The organism is Rhodopseudomonas julia (assembly GCF_030813515.1).
GTDB classification, from domain to species: domain Bacteria; phylum Pseudomonadota; class Alphaproteobacteria; order Rhizobiales; family Afifellaceae; genus Afifella; species Afifella julia.
The window spans coordinates 1,087,041-1,103,871 of the sequence record NZ_JAUSUK010000002.1; the positions used below are offsets into that span (position 1 = coordinate 1,087,041).

Sequence of the window (16,831 nt, forward strand, 5' to 3'; positions counted from 1 at the left end):
GAGCCGGCGGCGGCTCGGCCGCGTTGCGACGTTCGGCAGACGAGCTGTTGCCTGTTCTCCGCAGTCTGCGCGGCTGCGGGCCTGGGAGGTTGGCGGCGAACCGTCGAGCACAATTTGAGGCAGCTAGGAAGTTATTCAAACTGCTGGCGATTATGGCGGAACTGAGGAGTTCGCAGGGCGTTTGAAGCGGGTAGCAGACACCCGCCAGGCCCATGACTTTAACCGATTCCGAAGCTGACGATCGTCCCTCGGAGGCGACGCCCCCACAAGCTGATGCTCCTGTCGAACCTCAGCGCCAGAGCGCGCCGTGGCCGCTGACCGGTCTGTTTCTGATCGCTCTCGTCGGTGCCTTATATCTGGCGAAGGGCTTCTTTCTGCCGGTCGTTCTGGCGTTTCTGTTCGCGCTCGTCTTGAGCCCCGTGGTGCGCTTTTTCTCTCGCCGGGGGATCGCGGAGTGGGTGACGGCAGCGCTTCTCGTCTCGTCCACTTTCATCATGCTTGTCGGCGGTTCCTACATACTGAGCGATCCGATCGGGGAATGGGTCGATCGTGCGCCCAGCATCGCGCGGGAGATGGAGCGAAAAGTCGGGTATCTGCGTGGCTCTGTCGAGCAGCTGCAGCGTGCGTCCAAGGAGGTGGATAAGTTCACCACTGGCAAGGGGGGCGCTGCGCCCGGCGCGGCTCAGGAGGTGGTTCTGCGGGAGCCGGGGCTCTTGTCGGATGTCGCGACCAGCACGCCCGATATCCTGGCGCGCGTTCTCCTGTGCCTCGTGCTGCTCTTCTTCCTACTTGCGTATTCGGAGCTCTTCTACGTCAAGCTCGTTCGATCGATGCCGTCCCTCAGTGACAAAAAGCGGGCATTGAGGATCGCTCACGACATCGAGCGCGAGCTCTCCCGCTATCTCTTCACCGTCACCTTCATCAATACGATGCTGGGCATTGCGATCGGCTCTGGCATGTGGGTTATCGGCATGCCCAACCCCGTGCTTTGGGGCATCTTGGCGACGTTGCTGAATTTCATCCCCTATGTCGGGTCGATGATGGGCATCGTGCTTTCCGTCGTGGTCGGCATCGTGACCTTCCCGACCCTCAGCGAGGCTTTCTACCCGCCGCTCGTCTATCTCTTCTTCACGGCAGTGGAAGGCAATTTCATTACACCGCTGGTGGTCGGTCGGCGCCTTGAGATGAACCCGGTGGCAGTGTTCCTGTCGATCGCCTTTTGGGGGTGGCTGTGGGGCTTCGTCGGCATGTTCATGGCCGTGCCGCTTCTGGTGGCGATCAAGATCTTTGCCACGAATATCCCGAGCCTTGGAGCGGTTGCAGAGTTTCTCTCCGGCGATCCGAGGCGGCCTGTCGAGGAGCCGGATGACGACGAGGGCGAAGCGAGTGCACCGAGCAGTGGATAACGCGTCACTCTTTCCGGGGCTTCGCCTTTCGCTGCCTCGCAGGCCTGGTGGGCTGCGGGGGCGGGGTGGGGTGGTCTTCCGCCAGCTCCTTGAGGGAGTCCGATAGGGCAAAGTTCACATGCGCAAGCATTTGCGCGAACTTCTCTCGGTCGGCCTGCTTCCAGGCTCCGAATAGCGTTTCGATACGTCCAAGCCGTGCAAGGCGCATCGTCTCGGCGCTCTCGGCGCCAAGCCGCGTCCGCTCGATCAGGGTGCTGCGCCCGTCGGCTGGGTTCTTGACGCGGCGGATCAGGCGCCGCCGCTGCATAGCGGCGATCTGCCTTGTGACGGTCGAATCGTCGAGATCAAGGTGGTGGGCGAGATCCGTGACGCTCGCAGGGCCCTCGCGCAATTGCAGCAGCAAAAGATAGTGGGCGCGCTCAAGGGGATAGCCGCGCTTGCGGTGGACCGCCTCCAGCCTTCGCGCAAAGAACGCCAGCTCGCGTTCCAGCTTCTCGATCACCGCTGTCGCCTCAGTCATACCAACCTCCCGCCCAGCGCGGCCTTTAAACTATCTGTATCATACAGCTTGTTCTCGGATGCCGACCGCGCATATGCTTGTATCATACACCTACTTTTGACTCAGGGTTCGTATGTCCGCCAATTCCGCATCCCCCCATTTTTTGGATCAGCCAAAAGCTGTATGGGCGACGGCTTTCGCATGTGTCGTCGGCTTCATGTCGATCGGCCTGGTCGATCCCATTCTCACCTCGATCGCAGCGGGCCTCAACGCATCCCCCAGTCAGGTATCGTTGCTGTTTACCAGCTACTTTTTCGTCACCTCCGTGATGATGCTGGTCACGGGGTTCGTTTCCAGTCGGTTGGGCGGTCGCAAGACGTTGATGGTGGGGGCACTCCTCATCGTTACGTTCTCCGCTCTTGCCGGAACCTCGCAATCGGTTGGCGAGCTGGTCGCGTTCCGAGCCGGGTGGGGCCTTGGCAACGCGTTTTTCGTGGTCACCGCTCTGTCCGTCATCGTTGCCTCCTCCCGCGGCGGCACAGCGGCAGCAATTTTGATGTACGAAGCCGCGCTCGGTCTCGGTATCTCAGCCGGGCCTCTCCTCGGCGCCGCACTTGGCGGTATGTCCTGGCGTTACCCCTTCTTCGGGACGGCGACATTGATGGCGATCGGCTTCGTCGCCGTCGCGGTGCTTCTTCCGGAACTGCCGAAGCCCAAGGAGAAGATCGCGATCACCGCGCCTCTCAAGGCGCTTCGCCAGCCGGGTCTTTTGACGACCGCGGTTGCGGCAGCTTTCTACAATTACGCCTTCTTCACGGTCCTCGCCTTCGTCCCCTTCGTTCTGCAAATGTCGGCACATGCGGTCGGATTGATTTTTTTCGGATGGGGGCTCCTGCTTGCGGTGTTTTCAGTTCTCGTCGCGCCGCGTCTGCAGGCGCGGCTGAGCGCTCCGCTCCTGCTCGCAGCATGTCTCGTTCTCTTCGCTGTCTTGCTCATGGTCATGGCTTTCAGCTCGGTTGAGATCGTTGCCGCTTGCGTGGTGCTTTCGGGCGCCTTGATGGGGGTCTGCAACACGGTCTTCACGGAGATGGCGCTGGAAGTCTCGACGGTTCCAAGACCGGTCGCCTCGGCCGCTTACAACTTCGTGCGGTGGTTCGCGGGCGTCGTCGCGCCCTATGCCGCGCCGCTTCTGGCGGAAAGTTTTGGCGCCCACATGGCCTTTTACGTAGCCTGTGTGGCCGCGCTCATTTCACCGATCGTGCTCTTTGCCCGGCGAAGCAGTCTCGGCCGTTATTCGGGATTGCGGGAAGGGGCCGGTGAGGCTCTTGGAGCCGTGCCGCCGATTGCGGCTCTCGCCGCGGTTGATGGAACGGACCAGGACTGGGGGGTTCTCAAGCGTGCTGCCGAGATCGCGCCGAAAGACGAGACCGTCTTCGTGCTGCATGTGCGCCCCTTCGAGGTGGTGGACGAAGACGCAGTCGATGCCGAGAGCGAGGCTGAGGCGGCGGCCGTTTTGGACCGCGCGCTCGTCTTTCTGCAAAAGCAGGGCGTGAGCGCAGAAGGAGAGGTGGTGGAGGCTGGCGCCGTTCATGTCGCACAGACCATTCTGGGCCGCGCAGAGGCAGTCGATGCCCCCATCCTGGTGATCGGGGAGCGGCACCGGGACGATATCGGAAATCTCGTCCACGGGAGCGTTGCCGACGCGATGGAACGTCAGGTTGAGCAGGGGCTGCGCCTCCTTACCGTAGCCGCGCCCGAGCTGCTCCGGGATGGTGCGACCGCCCGCTGAAAATAGGTCTCAACGAAAATGGGCCCGCCGTGGCGGACCCATTGGTGAGAGGCAGCGCTCGAAGAGAGGCTACTTACCGACTTGTGCTTTGGATGAGCGGTGTGATGCGGCGAACGGCGACACGCCGGTTCGCCCGTTCCGCGGTCTCCGTCGGGACTTTAAGGTATTGTTCGCCGTAGCCCTGGGTTACCAGATTTTCCGGCGGAATATCGAAATTCTCCGACAGCACGATCGCCACCGATTCCGCACGGCGGTCTGACAGTGCCAGGTTCGACACATCCGAGCCGATGGCGTCGGTATGTCCTTCCACGAGGAAGATCTCGTTGGGATTGCGCGACACCACGTCCTCGATGGCTTGGCCTATCGCGGAAAGCTGACCTATCTGGCTGCGTGAAATTGCGGCACTGCCCGTGTCGAATGTGATCGCATCCAGATCGACGCGACGGAGCTTGTCGCGCAGACGCGAGCTGTCGCGAACCTCCTCCAACGTATAGACCCGCTCCACGCTTTCGACCGGCGGCGCCATCAAGGTATCTTCGAGCTCGCCTTCAGATGCGCGCTGCATCTCGACGATGTAGCGATCTTGCGGCATCTGCAGGTCGAGGGGTGGCAGAGAGCGTTCGAAATAACCGGGCTCATATGCGCGATCGCTGTGATCGTAGCCGCGTTCGTCGATCAGCACGACCTGGTCGCCATCAGGGTACTGGCGGACGCGCCGAATGATCTCGCCATCATAATCCCGCTCCGTGATGACGCGGATTCCGTCCGAACGGGTGACGATGGTGCGCGTTCGTCCGCCCCCCAACTCGTCGACCGAGACATCCCGGGCTCGACGCAGAAGACGGTCGGTTTCGCTGTCGGACCGAATGAGAAGCTGGCCGTTGCGGCGAACGATGACGCGGTCGCCCGAATCTTGGACCACATCGCCGGAGGCGAAGGGCAGCATGAAGCCGCCGGCACCGCGGGGGGGGCCACGCCGATCGCGCCGGTCATCTTCGCCCGACCATTCACGACCATCCTGTCCGCGACGGCGGGCGTCTTCGCGATCTGGTCTATCGGCCTGCCGCACGGCGTCGCGCCGCTGCTGATGCAGTTTCTGGCGCAGCTCGCGCACCCTCGGATCTTCCTTCTCGCCGGCAATGCCGAGCTGGGGCGTTTGGGGAGAGGGCGCTTCGCCCGGCCGCTCCGCCTCCGGCCGCTGCTGTACGTTGCGCTTCGGTGGTGCTGCGTCCGGTTTCGGCGGGATTGGTGCCTTAGCGGGTGCCTCCGCGGGCGGCTGTCGCCGTTCCTTCGCCTGCTCCTGTTGCCGACGCAGGAATTCCGCGCCCGGTCCGGCTTTCTTTCGCTGTTGCTCTGCTTCGCGAGGCTGCTCTTCGCGCCGTGGTGGCGCGGCAGCAGGTTTTTCTGGACGAGCCGGTTCTGCACGCTTTGGCGAGGGCTGAGGCGCGGATTTCTGAGGCGGCGCAACTTGTTTCTGCGGCGCCTGTGGGGGCTGCTGTGGCCTTTCGGGCTGGGGCGTCGGCGCCGCACGCTGCTTTGGACCCGGGCCTTGGGGAGGTTTTTGGGGTGTGTTCGGTTGCGGTTGGGGAGCCTTTTGCGGAGGAGGGCCCGGTTGTCCGAGCTTTGGGCGCTCGCGGTTTTGCTCGCGCTTCTTCTCATCCTCGCCGTTGCCGCGTCTCGGACCGATATTAGGCGGCCAGTCGGGCTGTCCTGCCTGAGCAAGAACGGTGGGGTCCTCCATGCCGGCGGTGCCGGCGTAAGCGGGGTGGGCAAACGGCAGCGTGAGCGCCGTCGCCGCGAGCATAGCTGCAAATCTCATCGACGTATCCGTGTTCCGAGCCCCCTCGGACACGGCTAAATCCGTCGACGGCGAATTGTTCCGTCTTAAGGTGAATTCGCGGCCGGGACGTGGTTCGGCAGGCTGAAGCCTTCCGGGACCGGCAGCTGATGCTCTCGCCGCCCCACGGCCTCAAATCCGAGGCGCTGGTAGAGCGGCAAGGCTGCGGGATGATCCATCGTGCACGTATTGACGGTGACCGCTTCGGCGCCGCGAGAAAAGGCTTCATTGACGGCCGTGCCGAGGAGCCAGGGTCCGATGCGGCGACCCTTCCAGTCGGGCATGAGACCGAAATAGACGAGGTCGACGGTCATAGGGTCTGAAAAATTGAGCTCGAAGAAGCCAGCCGGTGCGCCGTTCCCATAAAGTACCCAAACTTCGATGCCGTCACCATGAATGCGTTCGGCCAATGTCGTATCGTCGAGCCCATGCCGTTCCACCCACAGATAGCTCCGACCAATCGTGGCGTAGAGATAGCGGTAGAAATGCAAGGGGCAGTTTTCGGCGCGCATCAGCGCCAGACGAATGCCGGCCGGGGGCGGGGGCAGATGCCGCGGAGGCGCAGTCATGCGCAGATCCGTAATCGTGGTCGGAACCAGACGCGTCATTCGCTTCCCCGTTCGATAGGTGTGTCGGTTCTGCCGCCCCATTCCGCCCATGAACCATCGTAAAGAGCGACATCCCGTTTGCCGGCAGTGGCGAGCGCGAAGCTCAAGACGGCGGCCGTCACACCTGAGCCGCAGGATGTGATGATGGGCCTGTGCCAGTCGACGCCGGCTTGCTCGAAAAGTCGACGGATGGTGCCTGGTTCGGCCAGGCTTTTGCCATCTTCCGCGAAAAGCGCGCCGAAAGGCAGATTGAAAGAGCCTGGCATGTGGCCGCTCTTGAGACCGGGGCGCGGTTCGGCCGCTTCGCCGCTGAAACGCGGCGCGGGGCGTGCATCGACCACCTGCGCATTCTTGTTGGCGATCGCATTGCGGACCCGCTCGAGATCGGCAACCGCGTCACGGTCGAACCGGACGTTAAAGGTTGTTTTGGGAGGCGAGGGTGTCTCCGTCTCCAGCGGCAGTCCCGCCGCACGCCAGGCCGGCAGGCCGCCCTCGAGAAGCCGCACATCTGTGGCGCCGAACGTCTTGAGCGTCCACCAGACCCGCGGAGCGGAGAAGCAACCCATTCCATCGTAGACGATGATGGTGTCCTTTTCCGAAAGGCCGAGCTTTCCCGCGGCTTCCGCAAAACCCTCATGGCTCGGCAGCATATGCGGCAGGTCTGTGTCGGGATCGGCGATCCGGTCGATGTCGAAATAGACCGCACCGGGTATATGTCCGGCCCCGTACTCCGCTTTGGCATCGCGCGCATGGGCGGGGAGGTACCAGGAGGCGTCGATTACTTTCACCTTTTCGTCCGCAAAGTGCTCGTTGAGCCACTTGGGACTGACCAGCATGGTGCCCATCGTCAGCTCGCCAGCTGCAGACGGATTCGGCGGTTCTGGCGGCCCTTCTTCTCGATCTTGCCGATCTTGAGGGCGCCGATTTCGCCGGTGGAGCGCACATGGGTGCCGCCACAGGGCTGAAGATCGACCGAACCATCGGCGCCGATCGCCACGAGCCGGACCTTGCCGGAGCCGGTCGGCGGCTTCACGCTCATGGTCCGAACGAGGTCCGGGTTGTCGGCGAGTTCTTCATCCGTAATCCAGCGTGTTGTCACGGCGTGGTCAGCTTTCACGAGTTCGTTGAGCGCATCGGTCAGCGCGTCTTTGTCGATGGCATCCGCCTCGGCGATATCGAAATCGAGCCGGCTCTCCGCCGCTCCGATCGATCCTCCGGTCACCGGGAAGGCGATCAGCGAGCAGAGGAGATGCAGGGCGGTGTGCATGCGCATATGCGCGTGACGTCGGTCCCAGTCGAGGATGACTTTCACGTGCTCGCCAACTGAAGGGAGTTTTGTCTCGCCAGCCGGCACATGCACGATCTCGGATTTGTCGTCGCCGTAGACGGTGGCGCCGATCGCGGCCTCTCCGTCGGCGAAGAGAAGGCGTCCTGTGTCGCCAGGCTGGCCGCCGCCGGTGGCATAGAAAACGGTCTTGTCCAGGATGATGCCGCCGCGATCGTTGATGGCGATAACCTCCGCCTCGCATTCCTTCAGATAGGCATCGTTGCGAAAGAGAAGTTCAGTCGGCGCACTCACTCGGGCACCTCCTCGAATGGGATATCGATCGCCGGCGGCTGTGACAGCCAGGCCGGCACCGGCAGGTTCTTAGCGCGCAGGAAGTCGGGATTGAACAATTTCGTGGCGTAACGTGCGCCATGGTCGCACAGAATGGTCACGATACGATGGCCTGGGCCCAGCTCGCGGGCCATGCGGATGGCTCCCGCGACATTGATCCCCGACGAACCGCCGAGACACAGCCCTTCCTTTTCGACGAGGTCGAAGAGGACGGCCATCGCTTCCGAATCGGGAATGTTGAAGGGCATATCGACGGGCGCGCCTTCAAGGTTGGCCGTGATGCGCCCCTGGCCAATGCCCTCGGTCACGGACGAGCCAGAGGATTTGAGCTCGCCATTGGCATAATAATTGTACAATGCCGCCCCGTCCGGATCGGCGAGCCCGATCTTGATCGAACTGTCCCGCTCTTTCAGGGCCATGCCGCATCCAGCGAGCGTGCCGCCCGTTCCGACCGCACAGATGAAGCCGTCGAGCTTGCCGTCCGTCTGCCGCCAGATCTCCGGACCCGTGGTTTCTATATGGGCGTTGCGGTTCGCAGTGTTGTCGAACTGATTGGCCCAGATCGCTCCGCTGGGCTCCTCCGCGGCGAGCCTCTCTGCAAGCCGGCCCGAGACTTTGATGTAGTTGTTGGGATTGCGGTATGGCACAGCCGGAACTTCAAGGAGGCGCGCGCCATGGAGGCGAAGGGCCTGCTTCTTCTCCTCAGACTGCGTTTGCGGAATGACAATGACGGCGTGGTAGCCAAGCGCCTTGGCGACGAGGGCAAGCCCGATGCCCGTATTGCCGGCCGTACCTTCGACGATGGTTCCGCCCGGCTGCAACAATCCACGCTTTTCCGCATCGCGGATGATGCCAAGAGCGGCTCGATCTTTGACGGACTGGCCTGGGTTGAGAAACTCGGCTTTGGCGAGGATTTCGCAGCCAGTTATCTCCGATGCGTGTCGCAGCCGCAAAAGCGGCGTGTTGCCGACCGTTTCGAGGACGGACGGGGTGATGGCAGCGGGCATCGGTTTTCCTCGCGTCTTGCTCCCGCGGCGGATCAGGGGTTGCGGCCGCAGAGTTATGGGGGATGGCGCAGGCGAACTCACCTTCGCTCGGGGCGTCTATCTTCACATTTATGCCCCTCGCACGCTCCGTAAAGGACAATCTCGATTGCAAGCCTGGAGCGATGTTTAGGGTTTACTGGAACCAAGCGACGCCCTATCGAGATGCCTCTCGGCACCGGCCCGACTGCACGCCTTGGGGGGCAGCATAGCGGAAGGGTTTCGCGCGATAACCTTGGGTTATCGCGGGCCGGGCATGTTCTCGCACAAGGAACTCCCCCAATGGACATCAATCCTGACCGTCTGGGTAAGGTCGCGATCATTGCCGCGATCAGCTCGCGCGAGGAGGAAGAGGTCTTCAAGCAGTATATCGCGGCGAGTACGCGCTTGAAGCTCGGCATCACCTTTGTCAGCGGTATCCGCACCGATGTGACGAAGACATTCGTGAAGTCGCTCGTCGCCTGCGCTCTCCAAAGCCATATCATTCACCACCATCACAACGAGATCCACGCGGTCATCCATGCCGGGCTCGAATGCCTGAAGGGCGTCAGCTCGGATGTTGCGGCAGAATCAAGCCTGAAGCTCAAGGTGGCCATCGTTTCAGACGGGAGGTGGCTCGCGATTGCCGCACATGGCGAATCTGCTTTTCATCCCGAAACAAACCATGAGCGGATGGGCTTCGGGGTCATGCATCTCTAGCGGCAGAGCCGCCGCTTTCTGAGACCGTCTCGGTCGTCGGGCGTGGCATGCCAGGTGGCCTTGTCTGTGTCACAGCTGCAATCCGGAAACATTCTCCACCTTCAGCGGTGTCACTTCGCTGGAGAGCGCGCACCGAAAAAGGCGAATTGCCTGATCGTTGGTCGTGTGAGCCTCCGGCTGTCCCGAGGGTGGAGGAGCGCATTCTCCGCCCTTGTTTCTGAACGCCACACCGATCGTCTGTGGGATCCGCCTGTCATTCCCGCCGATGCTTGTCACCCTTTTGCGTGACGGCGGATGAGGGAAGACAGCGATCGATGATCACAGGATTGTACGTGCATAACTATGAACGACTGCCTCGATCGTGTTCAATTTGGGGCTGACGAGCGGTGAAAACGTCGCGTTTTCAGATATTTGCGACGATTATTAGAAGTCGCAATTCTATGCCGCCACAACCGCATCGGAGGGCGCTCTGCGCGCCGGCGGGCTTCGGGCTTCTTCGCGTAATTTATTGAAAAACAACGATAATAATCTTTTGTGCGCCTGGCTTATAATGATGCCATTTTGCCGCAACCTATGTCCGGGCAGGGGTCTGGACTCTTCGGCTTCAGAGTGAGATATACGACTTAAGTCGGGGGTACCAAAACGGGAACCCGATGGGCCCTCGGGCCACGTGATGCTCCGCCTGGCGGAGATGTACTGCTCCTTCGGGAGCTAGTGATACAGTGATCAGGGGTGACGCCAACCGCATTCGCGGAGGCGGGCGCCTATCTTGAAAGCCCCTTTGGGGCGTGTGATCTCGTGATTGGAGCAGCTTGGGCGCCCCTTCGGGGAGTTCGTCTCATCCTTTGCTCACACCCATTCCTCACCAGTGAATCAGTGTTCTCCGTGTCGGTGAACTCCTGAATCTCCTTGCGGCTTTCGGCGCTTACCGGCGTTCGAGGTCAACGGGGAATTGCGCCCTCGCGCCGCCCGCTACGAGCGACGTTCGGACGCGGCGAAATCGCCAAAGCAGGTTTTGCGCGAACTGCGACCACCGTCAAAGCGCAGCCTGGGGAGGCGAAATGAGTGCGAGATTATGCAAGCCTCTCAGCAACTTACAGAAAACAAATCCGGGCAGACGCCGGCTTTCGAGGTCGGAGTAAGCGCTATCACCTGGCGCATCGGCTCGGCGTTCCTCGCCGGCGCATTGCTCGAGGTCGCCACGCATCCGAAGCCCGGGTTGGTGACTGCGCGCTCCAACGGTGCGCACCGCGACATGGACATCTCCACCTTCATGGTGTCCTCGGCTGCGATCGCTCCCTGTTTCTTCCAATGTGCCGACGCTGGCCAGCGTCATGAAGGGCCTGTGAGCAGCCTTCTGCCGAGCGTGCGCAACATCGGCTCGCATTATGAGGGCCTGCTTCTTGCCGCAACAGGCGGTGTCAACACACAACGTGGTTTCCTCTTTTCCGCCGGTATCTTGAGCGCTGCGGCTGGTCTGCTGGCGCGCGAACCGGCGCCTATCACTGCCGATGCTCTCTTCGCGACTGCTGCCTTGATGGTCGATGGGCTTTGCGCCCGCGAGCTCTGCAGTCTTGCCGGTCGCGAAGCTACGACGGCCGGCGAGTGGCTCTATCAGCGCTACGGTGTCCAGGGCATCCGCGGCGAAGTGGAGGCGGGTTTTCCGACCGTCGCCGAAGCCGGGCTGCCGGCCTTCCGAGCAGCCCGCGAAAAGGGAGCGTCTGTCCAGACGGCGCTCATCCATACGCTCATTTCTTTGATGGCTGTCGCCGAAGACACGACGCTCTTGTGGCGCGGTGGCTTTGCCGCGCTCGACTTTGTGCGCGCGGAAGCCCGCGAAGTGCTTCGTCTCGGCGGGGCGCTGAGCGAGGTCGGCATGGCCGCGATCCGCCGTCTCGATGCGGCATGCATCACCCGAAATATCAGCCCCGGAGGTTCGGCCGATCTTCTGGCCATCACCTTCGGCGTCGATGCGCTCTTGAGCGGCCATCCTGCCCCCGGAGCCGCTTTCACCGACCGGCCCCTCACGGCGGGTCAGTCTCCTAACCCCCCGAGGATCTCATGAACATCATTCTCTATGCCGGGATGTCCTACCTCATCACCGCAATCATCGCTTTCGGCGTGATCGGCGTGATCGTCGGCATCTCCAAATTCCTCTCACAGCCTTCCGAATAGACCGGCGAAAACAATGTTACATCAACTTCTTAGCATCTTCCCGGGCATCGGGACGCTCTTCGTTCAGGATCCGGTTATCGCGTTCTCGCGTATCGGTCTCATCATCCTCGGCTTCACACTTGCCTATCTCGGCTTCAAGCGGACGCTCGAGCCCTTGATCATGGTTCCGATGGGTCTCGGCATGATGGCGGTCAACGCCGGCGTCATGTTCCTGGAGGCCGGCAAGATCGGCACCCTCATCATCGCGCCGATGGTCTCCGAGACGGGCCCCTTGGTCGACATCATGCAGATCAACTTTCTGCAGCCGATCTACAACTTCACCTTCGTGAACTCGCTCGTCGCCTGCATGCTCTTCATGGGCATCGGCACGATGGCCGATATCTCCTTCATTCTGGCGCGCCCCTGGGCTTCGATCACGGTTGCGGTCTGCGCCGAGCTCGGCACCTTCGTGACGCTGGTGATCGGCTACTACTGCGGCCTGACGCCGGGGCAGGCGGCTGCGGTCGGCACGATCGGCGGCGCCGACGGCCCGATGGTTTTGTTTGCCTCGCTGATCATGGCGAAAGACCTCTTCGTCCCGATCTCCATCATCGCTTATCTCTATCTGTCGCTGTGCTACGCCGGCTATCCGTACCTTGTGCGCTGGCTGGTGCCTGAGAAGTACCGTGGCATCGAGGTCGAGATCGACTTCCCTGACGTCTCCCCGCAGGCGAAGTTCATCTTCACCATCGTTGCTGCGGGACTCCTCTGCCTGCTCCTGCCGGTGGCGTCTCCGTTGATCCTGTCCTTCTTCATGGGCGTTGCGATCAAGGAAGCCGAAATTGAGCCCTACCAGAAGCTCCTTGAGAACACGATCACCTATGGGTCGACCCTGTTCCTCGGCCTTGTGCTCGGCGTGCTTTGCGAGGCTTCGACACTCCTTGATCCGCGGGTCGCGATCCTGCTCGTCCTCGGCATCACGGCGCTCGCCGTCTCCGCTCTCGGGGGTATCGGTGGCGGCTGGCTGGTCTGGTTCCTGAGCAAGGGCAACTACAACCCGGCCACGGGCATCGCAGGTGTCTCCTGCATGCCGTCCACCGCCAAGATCGCCCAACGCTGCGCCTTCGAGGCAAGCCCCTACGCCATGATTATGCCTCTGGCCATGGGTGCTTCGATCTGCGGCGTCATCGTCTCCGCCATCGCCGTCGGCGTCTTCGCTTCGACGATCGGCCTGGTCGGATGACGGAGCGTCCGGTGTCTGCGCGCCCCCCAACCCTGCAGACACCGGACGCCAGTTTTCAAAGCATCGAAACCCTTACTCCGGACGAAACCATGTCCACCTTCTTCGCCCTCGCTGCCACGCCCACCGACCTCGCAAGCCATTGCGGTGTCGAGCGTCGGAACGGCGGGATCGACCCAGTCTACCGTATCTCCGCCGTCGATTCGACGAACCGGCTTATCCGGGATCTCGCTGCCGAAGGGGTGGCGCCAGGTCTTGCAGTGGTGGCGGAGCATCAGACGGCGGGCCGGGGGAAGGGCAAGCGTTTCTGGTTTTCGGAGCCGGGCAAGGGTTTCGCTCTGTCACTGCTGTTGCGGCCGACACGGCCGGTTGAAGAAGTCTCCCAGCTTACCCTCGTGCTGGGTGTGGCCGTCGCTGAGGCCATCGTGCAGGCGACCGGTGTCGCAGCCGAGCTCAAATGGCCAAACGATATCCTCGTCGACGGTCGCAAACTTTGCGGCATCCTGTGCGAGCTCGTTCTGACCCCGGAAGGGGACATGGCTCACGTGATCGCCGGTATCGGCCTCAACGTGAACGTCGCGGCCTCCGACTTCCCCCCGGTCCTTGAAAACATCGCCACATCGCTCGCGATCGAAGCCGGTCGGGCGATCGATGCCGAAGCGGTGCTGTCGGCGGTCCTCGTCTCGGTCGAGCGGTGGATGAAGCGCTGGGAAGACGAGGGCTTCGACCCCATTCGCCAGGCCTGGATTGCGCGCTCTTGCACGATCGGGCGGGAGATCTCCTTCGATGCGGGCGAAGCGCGCTGCCGAGGCGTTGCGACCGACCTCGGCCCTGACGGCAGCTTAAGTATTCGAGACGGAAGTGGCTCTCTACACCGCTTCTACTACGGAGAAGCGTGTCATTCGCCCGCCATTGCGAGCATTGTGCGCTAATAAAAGGAAACAGAGGTTGTTCCATGTCCACTAACTCTACAGAAAAGAAGTGGGACCGCCGCTCTGCAGATACTGCGGAGAGGCTGGAGGCTGCCTCCCGGTACATTGGTCCGGGAAAGCAGTTCAAGCCGGAGGACACGGTCGCGCTGCTTGAAGCGGTGATCCGCGCCGGCGACCGGGTCAATATCGAAGGCAACAATCAGAAGCAGGCCGATTTCCTCGCCGAGTGCCTCAACAAGGTGGACAAGTCGAGGATCCACGATCTGCACATGGTGCAGTCGGCCGTGCCGCTGCCCGTTCATCTGGACCTGTTTGAGAACGGCATCGCCAAGAAGCTCGACTTCGCGTTCGGCGGACCGCAGGCCGGCCGCGTCGCCAAGTTCATCAGCGAAGGCAAGCTCGAGCTTGGTGCCATCCATACCTATCTGGAGCTCTTCGGCCGCTACTTCCTCGACCTGACGCCAAAGGTGTCTCTCATCTGCGCCTACAAGGCGGACCGGCAGGGCAACCTCTACACCGGCTTCAACACCGAAGACACGCCGACGATCGTCGAGGCGACGAAGTTCCGTCAGGGCATCGTGATTGCCCAGGTCAACGAGATCGTCGACAAGCTTCCGCGTGTCGACATTCCGGCTGACTGGATCGACGGCGTCGTGCAGTCGCCGAAGCCGTTCTTCATCGAGCCCTTGTTCACCCGCGACCCGGCGCTCGTCACGGAAAGCCAGATCCTCCTCGCGATGCTGTGCCTCAAGGGCATCTACGCCGAGTACGAGGTGAAGCGGATCAACCACGGCATCGGCTTCCTGACCTCAGCCATTGAGCTGCTTCTGCCCACCTACGGCGAAGAGCTCGGCCTCAAGGGCAAAGCCTGCACGCACATGATCCTCAACCCGCATCCGACGATGATCCCGGCGATCGAATCGGGCTGGGTCGACACGATCCACTGCTTTGGTGGTGAGCTCGGCATGGAGAAGTACGTTGCGGCCCGCCCGGACGTCTTCTTCACGGGTCCCGACGGCACGCTGCGCTCCAACCGCGCTTACGCACAGACCGCCGGCCATTACGCCCTCGATATGTTCATCGGCGGCACGCTGCAGATCGACAAATTCGGCAATTCCTCCACGGCGACCGCATCGCGTGTCGCTGGCTTCGGTGGCGCGCCCAACATGGGTTGCGATGCCAAAGGCCGTCGCCATGCCACCGACAGCTGGTTGAAGGTCGGCAAGGAGATGCCGACGCTTGATCGTCAGATCGGCAACATGCCGCGCGGCAAACGTCTGGTCGTGCAGGGTGTTGAAACGTTCGGCGAGGGCAGGGCGCCCGTGTTCGTGGAACAGCTCGACGCCTGGAAGCTTGCCGAGAACGCAAATCTCGATCTGCCTCCGGTGATGATCTACGGCGACGATCTCACCCACATCGTGACCGAGGAAGGCATCGCCTACCTCAATCGCTGCGCGGACATCGAGGCGCGCATGGCCGCCATTCGTGCCGTCGCCGGCTACACCGAGATCGGCCTCAAGGCCAATCCGGACGAAACCCGGCAGCTGCGTGAAGCCGGCATCGTCAAGACACCGGAAGACCTGGGCGTCGACCGCTCCCGTGCCAACCGCTCGCTGCTTGCAGCCCGCAACATCCGCGACCTCGTGAGCTGGTCGGGCGGCCTCTACAACCCGCCGGCCCGGTTCCGCAACTGGTGACGAAGGACCTTTGAATCATGGCTTTGAATACCTTGGAATTCGACCTCAAGCTCGATGAGGTGACGCATTCGATCGACACGCCGATCCATCTCGGCGTCGTCGGCTCGGGCGACATGGAAGTCCTGATGGAGCCCAAGGATCTAAAGGGCGCCGTCTCGGTCCGCATCGTCACCCCCGTCGCTGGCTTCGACGATCTGTGGAAGCGCGTGGTGGAGAAGTTCGTCTCCGAAACGCTCCTCGGCGATGTCCACCTCGAGATCAACGACAACAACGCGACGCCCGCCGTCGTCCTGCTGCGCCTGCGCCAGGGCTTTGCGGAAGCGACCGGCGAGTAAGGAGAGATCTGATGCCGAAATGGAATGATCTTCAGGAGCAGAGCTTCCTGGAATCTGATGCACGCGCCCGGGCCGTCGGCCTGGTCGACGAGGGCACCTATACGGAACTCGCAGGTCCGTTCGACAGGTTCTACAGCCCGCACCTGGAAGTCCTGGGCGAAGCCGTCGAATTCGACGACGGGATCGTCACCGCGGTTGGCAAGATCGGCAAGACCCCGGTTTTCGTCATCTCGCAGGAAGGCCGGTTCATCGGCGGTTCCGTGGGCGAAGTCGGTGGCGCGAAGATGGTCAACACCATCCGTCTCGCCATCGAATTCCACGACAAGCTGGTGGCGGAGTATCCGGACATCTCCGACGAGGAGAAGCCGGTCGTCGTCATCTCTTTCGAGACCGGCGGTGTGCGCCTGCATGAATCGAATGCCGGTCTTCTCGCGCATGCCGAGGTGATGGACCAGTTGCAGAAGGCGCGCCACAAGGTGCCGGTCATCACGCTCATCGGCTCGAAGGTCGGCTGCTTCGGCGGCATGGGCTTTGTTGCGGCTGCGACGGACGCCATCGTGATGAGCGAGTTCGGACGTCTTGGCCTGACCGGCCCTGAGGTCATCGAACAGGAGATGGGCAAGGAGGAATTCGATTCCTCTGATCGTGCGCTCGTTTTCCGCACCACGGGTGGTCGGCACAAATACATCATGGGCGACTGTAACGTCCTCGTGCACAACACGATCGCCGCCTTCCGCGAGGCCGTCGCCAAGCTCGCCGTTCTGCCGGTTTCGGAATTCGAGAAGATGCGCCGCATCGGCTCGCCTGAGGCCGTCGAACGCCAGCTGCGTGCTGTTGCGCTTGCTGCCGAGATGCAGCCGCAGGACGCCCGTGACGTTTGGGCCAAAGCCGGCAATCCCGATCCCGTCGCTCTCACCGACATTCCGCTCGACGAGTTCATCGCCGACGTGAAGCGGCTGTCCGTCTGAGCCCGG

Annotated in this window: 15 protein-coding genes; 9 read left to right on the top strand and 6 right to left on the bottom strand. The window is 62.2% G+C overall.

Features of this window, described 5'->3' with window-relative positions:
- Positions 1–212: 212 nt before the first annotated feature.
- Positions 213–1,406, top strand: coding sequence for an AI-2E family transporter (locus J2R99_RS14405; RefSeq protein WP_307155103.1), 1,194 nt, complete (start codon positions 213–215; stop codon positions 1,404–1,406).
- A 4-nt stretch (positions 1,407–1,410) separates the two neighbouring features.
- Here J2R99_RS14405 and J2R99_RS14410 read toward each other — a convergent pair whose 3' ends face one another.
- Positions 1,411–1,908, bottom strand: a complete 498-nt coding sequence (locus tag J2R99_RS14410) for a MarR family winged helix-turn-helix transcriptional regulator (protein WP_307155104.1) — start codon at positions 1,906–1,908, stop codon at positions 1,411–1,413.
- Between the two features lie 130 nt (positions 1,909–2,038).
- Between J2R99_RS14410 and J2R99_RS14415 the strand changes: the two genes are divergently transcribed.
- Entirely contained in the window at positions 2,039–3,694 is a 1,656-nt protein-coding gene (locus tag J2R99_RS14415) for an MFS transporter (protein ID WP_307155105.1), read from the top strand.
- A 73-nt stretch (positions 3,695–3,767) separates the two neighbouring features.
- Here J2R99_RS14415 and J2R99_RS14420 read toward each other — a convergent pair whose 3' ends face one another.
- The 5 genes from J2R99_RS14420 to J2R99_RS14440 form a co-directional block, all read right to left on the bottom strand.
- Entirely contained in the window at positions 3,768–4,808 is a 1,041-nt protein-coding gene (locus J2R99_RS14420) for an OmpA family protein (RefSeq protein ID WP_307155106.1), read from the bottom strand.
- Between the two features lie 770 nt (positions 4,809–5,578).
- Positions 5,579–6,139, bottom strand: a complete 561-nt coding sequence (locus tag J2R99_RS14425) for a GNAT family N-acetyltransferase (RefSeq protein WP_307155107.1) — start codon at positions 6,137–6,139, stop codon at positions 5,579–5,581.
- Positions 6,136–6,984: a 3-mercaptopyruvate sulfurtransferase gene (sseA, locus tag J2R99_RS14430; protein ID WP_370872376.1), complete on the bottom strand. Its 849-nt coding sequence runs from the start codon at positions 6,982–6,984 to the stop codon at positions 6,136–6,138. Before sseA ends, J2R99_RS14425 begins: the two co-directional genes overlap by 4 nt.
- 2 nt (positions 6,985–6,986) lie before the next feature.
- A complete protein-coding gene (locus J2R99_RS14435; protein WP_307155109.1) occupies positions 6,987–7,718 on the bottom strand; it encodes an alanyl-tRNA editing protein in 732 nt (243 codons plus the stop codon).
- Positions 7,715–8,764: a cysteine synthase A gene (locus J2R99_RS14440; protein WP_307155110.1), complete on the bottom strand. Its 1,050-nt coding sequence runs from the start codon at positions 8,762–8,764 to the stop codon at positions 7,715–7,717. The genes J2R99_RS14435 and J2R99_RS14440 overlap by 4 nt, the downstream gene beginning before the upstream one ends.
- A 318-nt stretch (positions 8,765–9,082) precedes the next feature.
- On the opposite strand from J2R99_RS14440, the gene J2R99_RS14445 reads away from it, so the two are divergent.
- The 7 genes from J2R99_RS14445 (at position 9,083) to J2R99_RS14475 (ending at position 16,825) form a co-directional block, all read left to right on the top strand.
- The gene (locus tag J2R99_RS14445) at positions 9,083–9,499 is read left to right on the top strand and encodes a HutP family protein (RefSeq protein WP_092816060.1); all 417 of its coding nucleotides are present in this window, start codon (positions 9,083–9,085) and stop codon (positions 9,497–9,499) included.
- 1,075 nt (positions 9,500–10,574) lie between these two features.
- The gene (gene mdcB / locus J2R99_RS14450; RefSeq protein WP_307155111.1) at positions 10,575–11,564 is read left to right on the top strand and encodes a triphosphoribosyl-dephospho-CoA synthase MdcB; all 990 of its coding nucleotides are present in this window, start codon (positions 10,575–10,577) and stop codon (positions 11,562–11,564) included.
- Positions 11,565–11,687: 123 nt separating this feature from the next.
- Positions 11,688–12,896 carry a Na+-transporting malonate decarboxylase, carboxybiotin decarboxylase subunit gene (gene madB / locus J2R99_RS14455; RefSeq protein WP_307155112.1) on the top strand — a complete coding sequence of 403 codons (1,209 nt, stop codon included), beginning with the start codon at positions 11,688–11,690 and terminating at the stop codon, positions 12,894–12,896.
- Positions 12,897–12,985: 89 nt separating this feature from the next.
- On the top strand, positions 12,986–13,825 hold the full coding sequence (locus J2R99_RS14460) for a biotin--[acetyl-CoA-carboxylase] ligase (RefSeq protein WP_307155113.1): 840 nt from the start codon (positions 12,986–12,988) through the stop codon (positions 13,823–13,825).
- A gap of 23 nt (positions 13,826–13,848) precedes the next feature.
- The gene (gene mdcA, locus J2R99_RS14465) at positions 13,849–15,522 is read left to right on the top strand and encodes a malonate decarboxylase subunit alpha (RefSeq protein WP_307155114.1); all 1,674 of its coding nucleotides are present in this window, start codon (positions 13,849–13,851) and stop codon (positions 15,520–15,522) included.
- Between the two features lie 17 nt (positions 15,523–15,539).
- Positions 15,540–15,857: a malonate decarboxylase acyl carrier protein gene (mdcC, locus tag J2R99_RS14470; protein ID WP_128294183.1), complete on the top strand. Its 318-nt coding sequence runs from the start codon at positions 15,540–15,542 to the stop codon at positions 15,855–15,857.
- An 11-nt stretch (positions 15,858–15,868) separates the two neighbouring features.
- On the top strand, positions 15,869–16,825 hold the full coding sequence (locus tag J2R99_RS14475; protein ID WP_307155115.1) for a biotin-independent malonate decarboxylase subunit beta: 957 nt from the start codon (positions 15,869–15,871) through the stop codon (positions 16,823–16,825).
- The last annotated feature ends 6 nt before the right edge of the window (positions 16,826–16,831 follow it).

What these genes read in the sequence shown, in the direction of transcription:
- J2R99_RS14405 (WP_307155103.1), top strand. Translation starts at nt 213, where the DNA reads ATGACTTTAACCGATTCCGAAGCTGACGATCGTCCCTCGGAGGCGACG.
- J2R99_RS14415 (WP_307155105.1), top strand. Translation starts at nt 2,039, where the DNA reads ATGTCCGCCAATTCCGCATCCCCCCATTTTTTGGATCAGCCAAAAGCT.
- J2R99_RS14425 (WP_307155107.1), bottom strand. Translation starts at nt 6,139, where the DNA reads ATGACGCGTCTGGTTCCGACCACGATTACGGATCTGCGCATGACTGCG.
- sseA (WP_370872376.1), bottom strand. Translation starts at nt 6,984, where the DNA reads ATGGGCACCATGCTGGTCAGTCCCAAGTGGCTCAACGAGCACTTTGCG.
- J2R99_RS14440 (WP_307155110.1), bottom strand. Translation starts at nt 8,764, where the DNA reads ATGCCCGCTGCCATCACCCCGTCCGTCCTCGAAACGGTCGGCAACACG.
- J2R99_RS14445 (WP_092816060.1), top strand. Translation starts at nt 9,083, where the DNA reads ATGGACATCAATCCTGACCGTCTGGGTAAGGTCGCGATCATTGCCGCG.
- mdcB (WP_307155111.1), top strand. Translation starts at nt 10,575, where the DNA reads ATGCAAGCCTCTCAGCAACTTACAGAAAACAAATCCGGGCAGACGCCG.
- madB (WP_307155112.1), top strand. Translation starts at nt 11,688, where the DNA reads ATGTTACATCAACTTCTTAGCATCTTCCCGGGCATCGGGACGCTCTTC.
- J2R99_RS14460 (WP_307155113.1), top strand. Translation starts at nt 12,986, where the DNA reads ATGTCCACCTTCTTCGCCCTCGCTGCCACGCCCACCGACCTCGCAAGC.
- mdcA (WP_307155114.1), top strand. Translation starts at nt 13,849, where the DNA reads ATGTCCACTAACTCTACAGAAAAGAAGTGGGACCGCCGCTCTGCAGAT.
- mdcC (WP_128294183.1), top strand. Translation starts at nt 15,540, where the DNA reads ATGGCTTTGAATACCTTGGAATTCGACCTCAAGCTCGATGAGGTGACG.
- J2R99_RS14475 (WP_307155115.1), top strand. Translation starts at nt 15,869, where the DNA reads ATGCCGAAATGGAATGATCTTCAGGAGCAGAGCTTCCTGGAATCTGAT.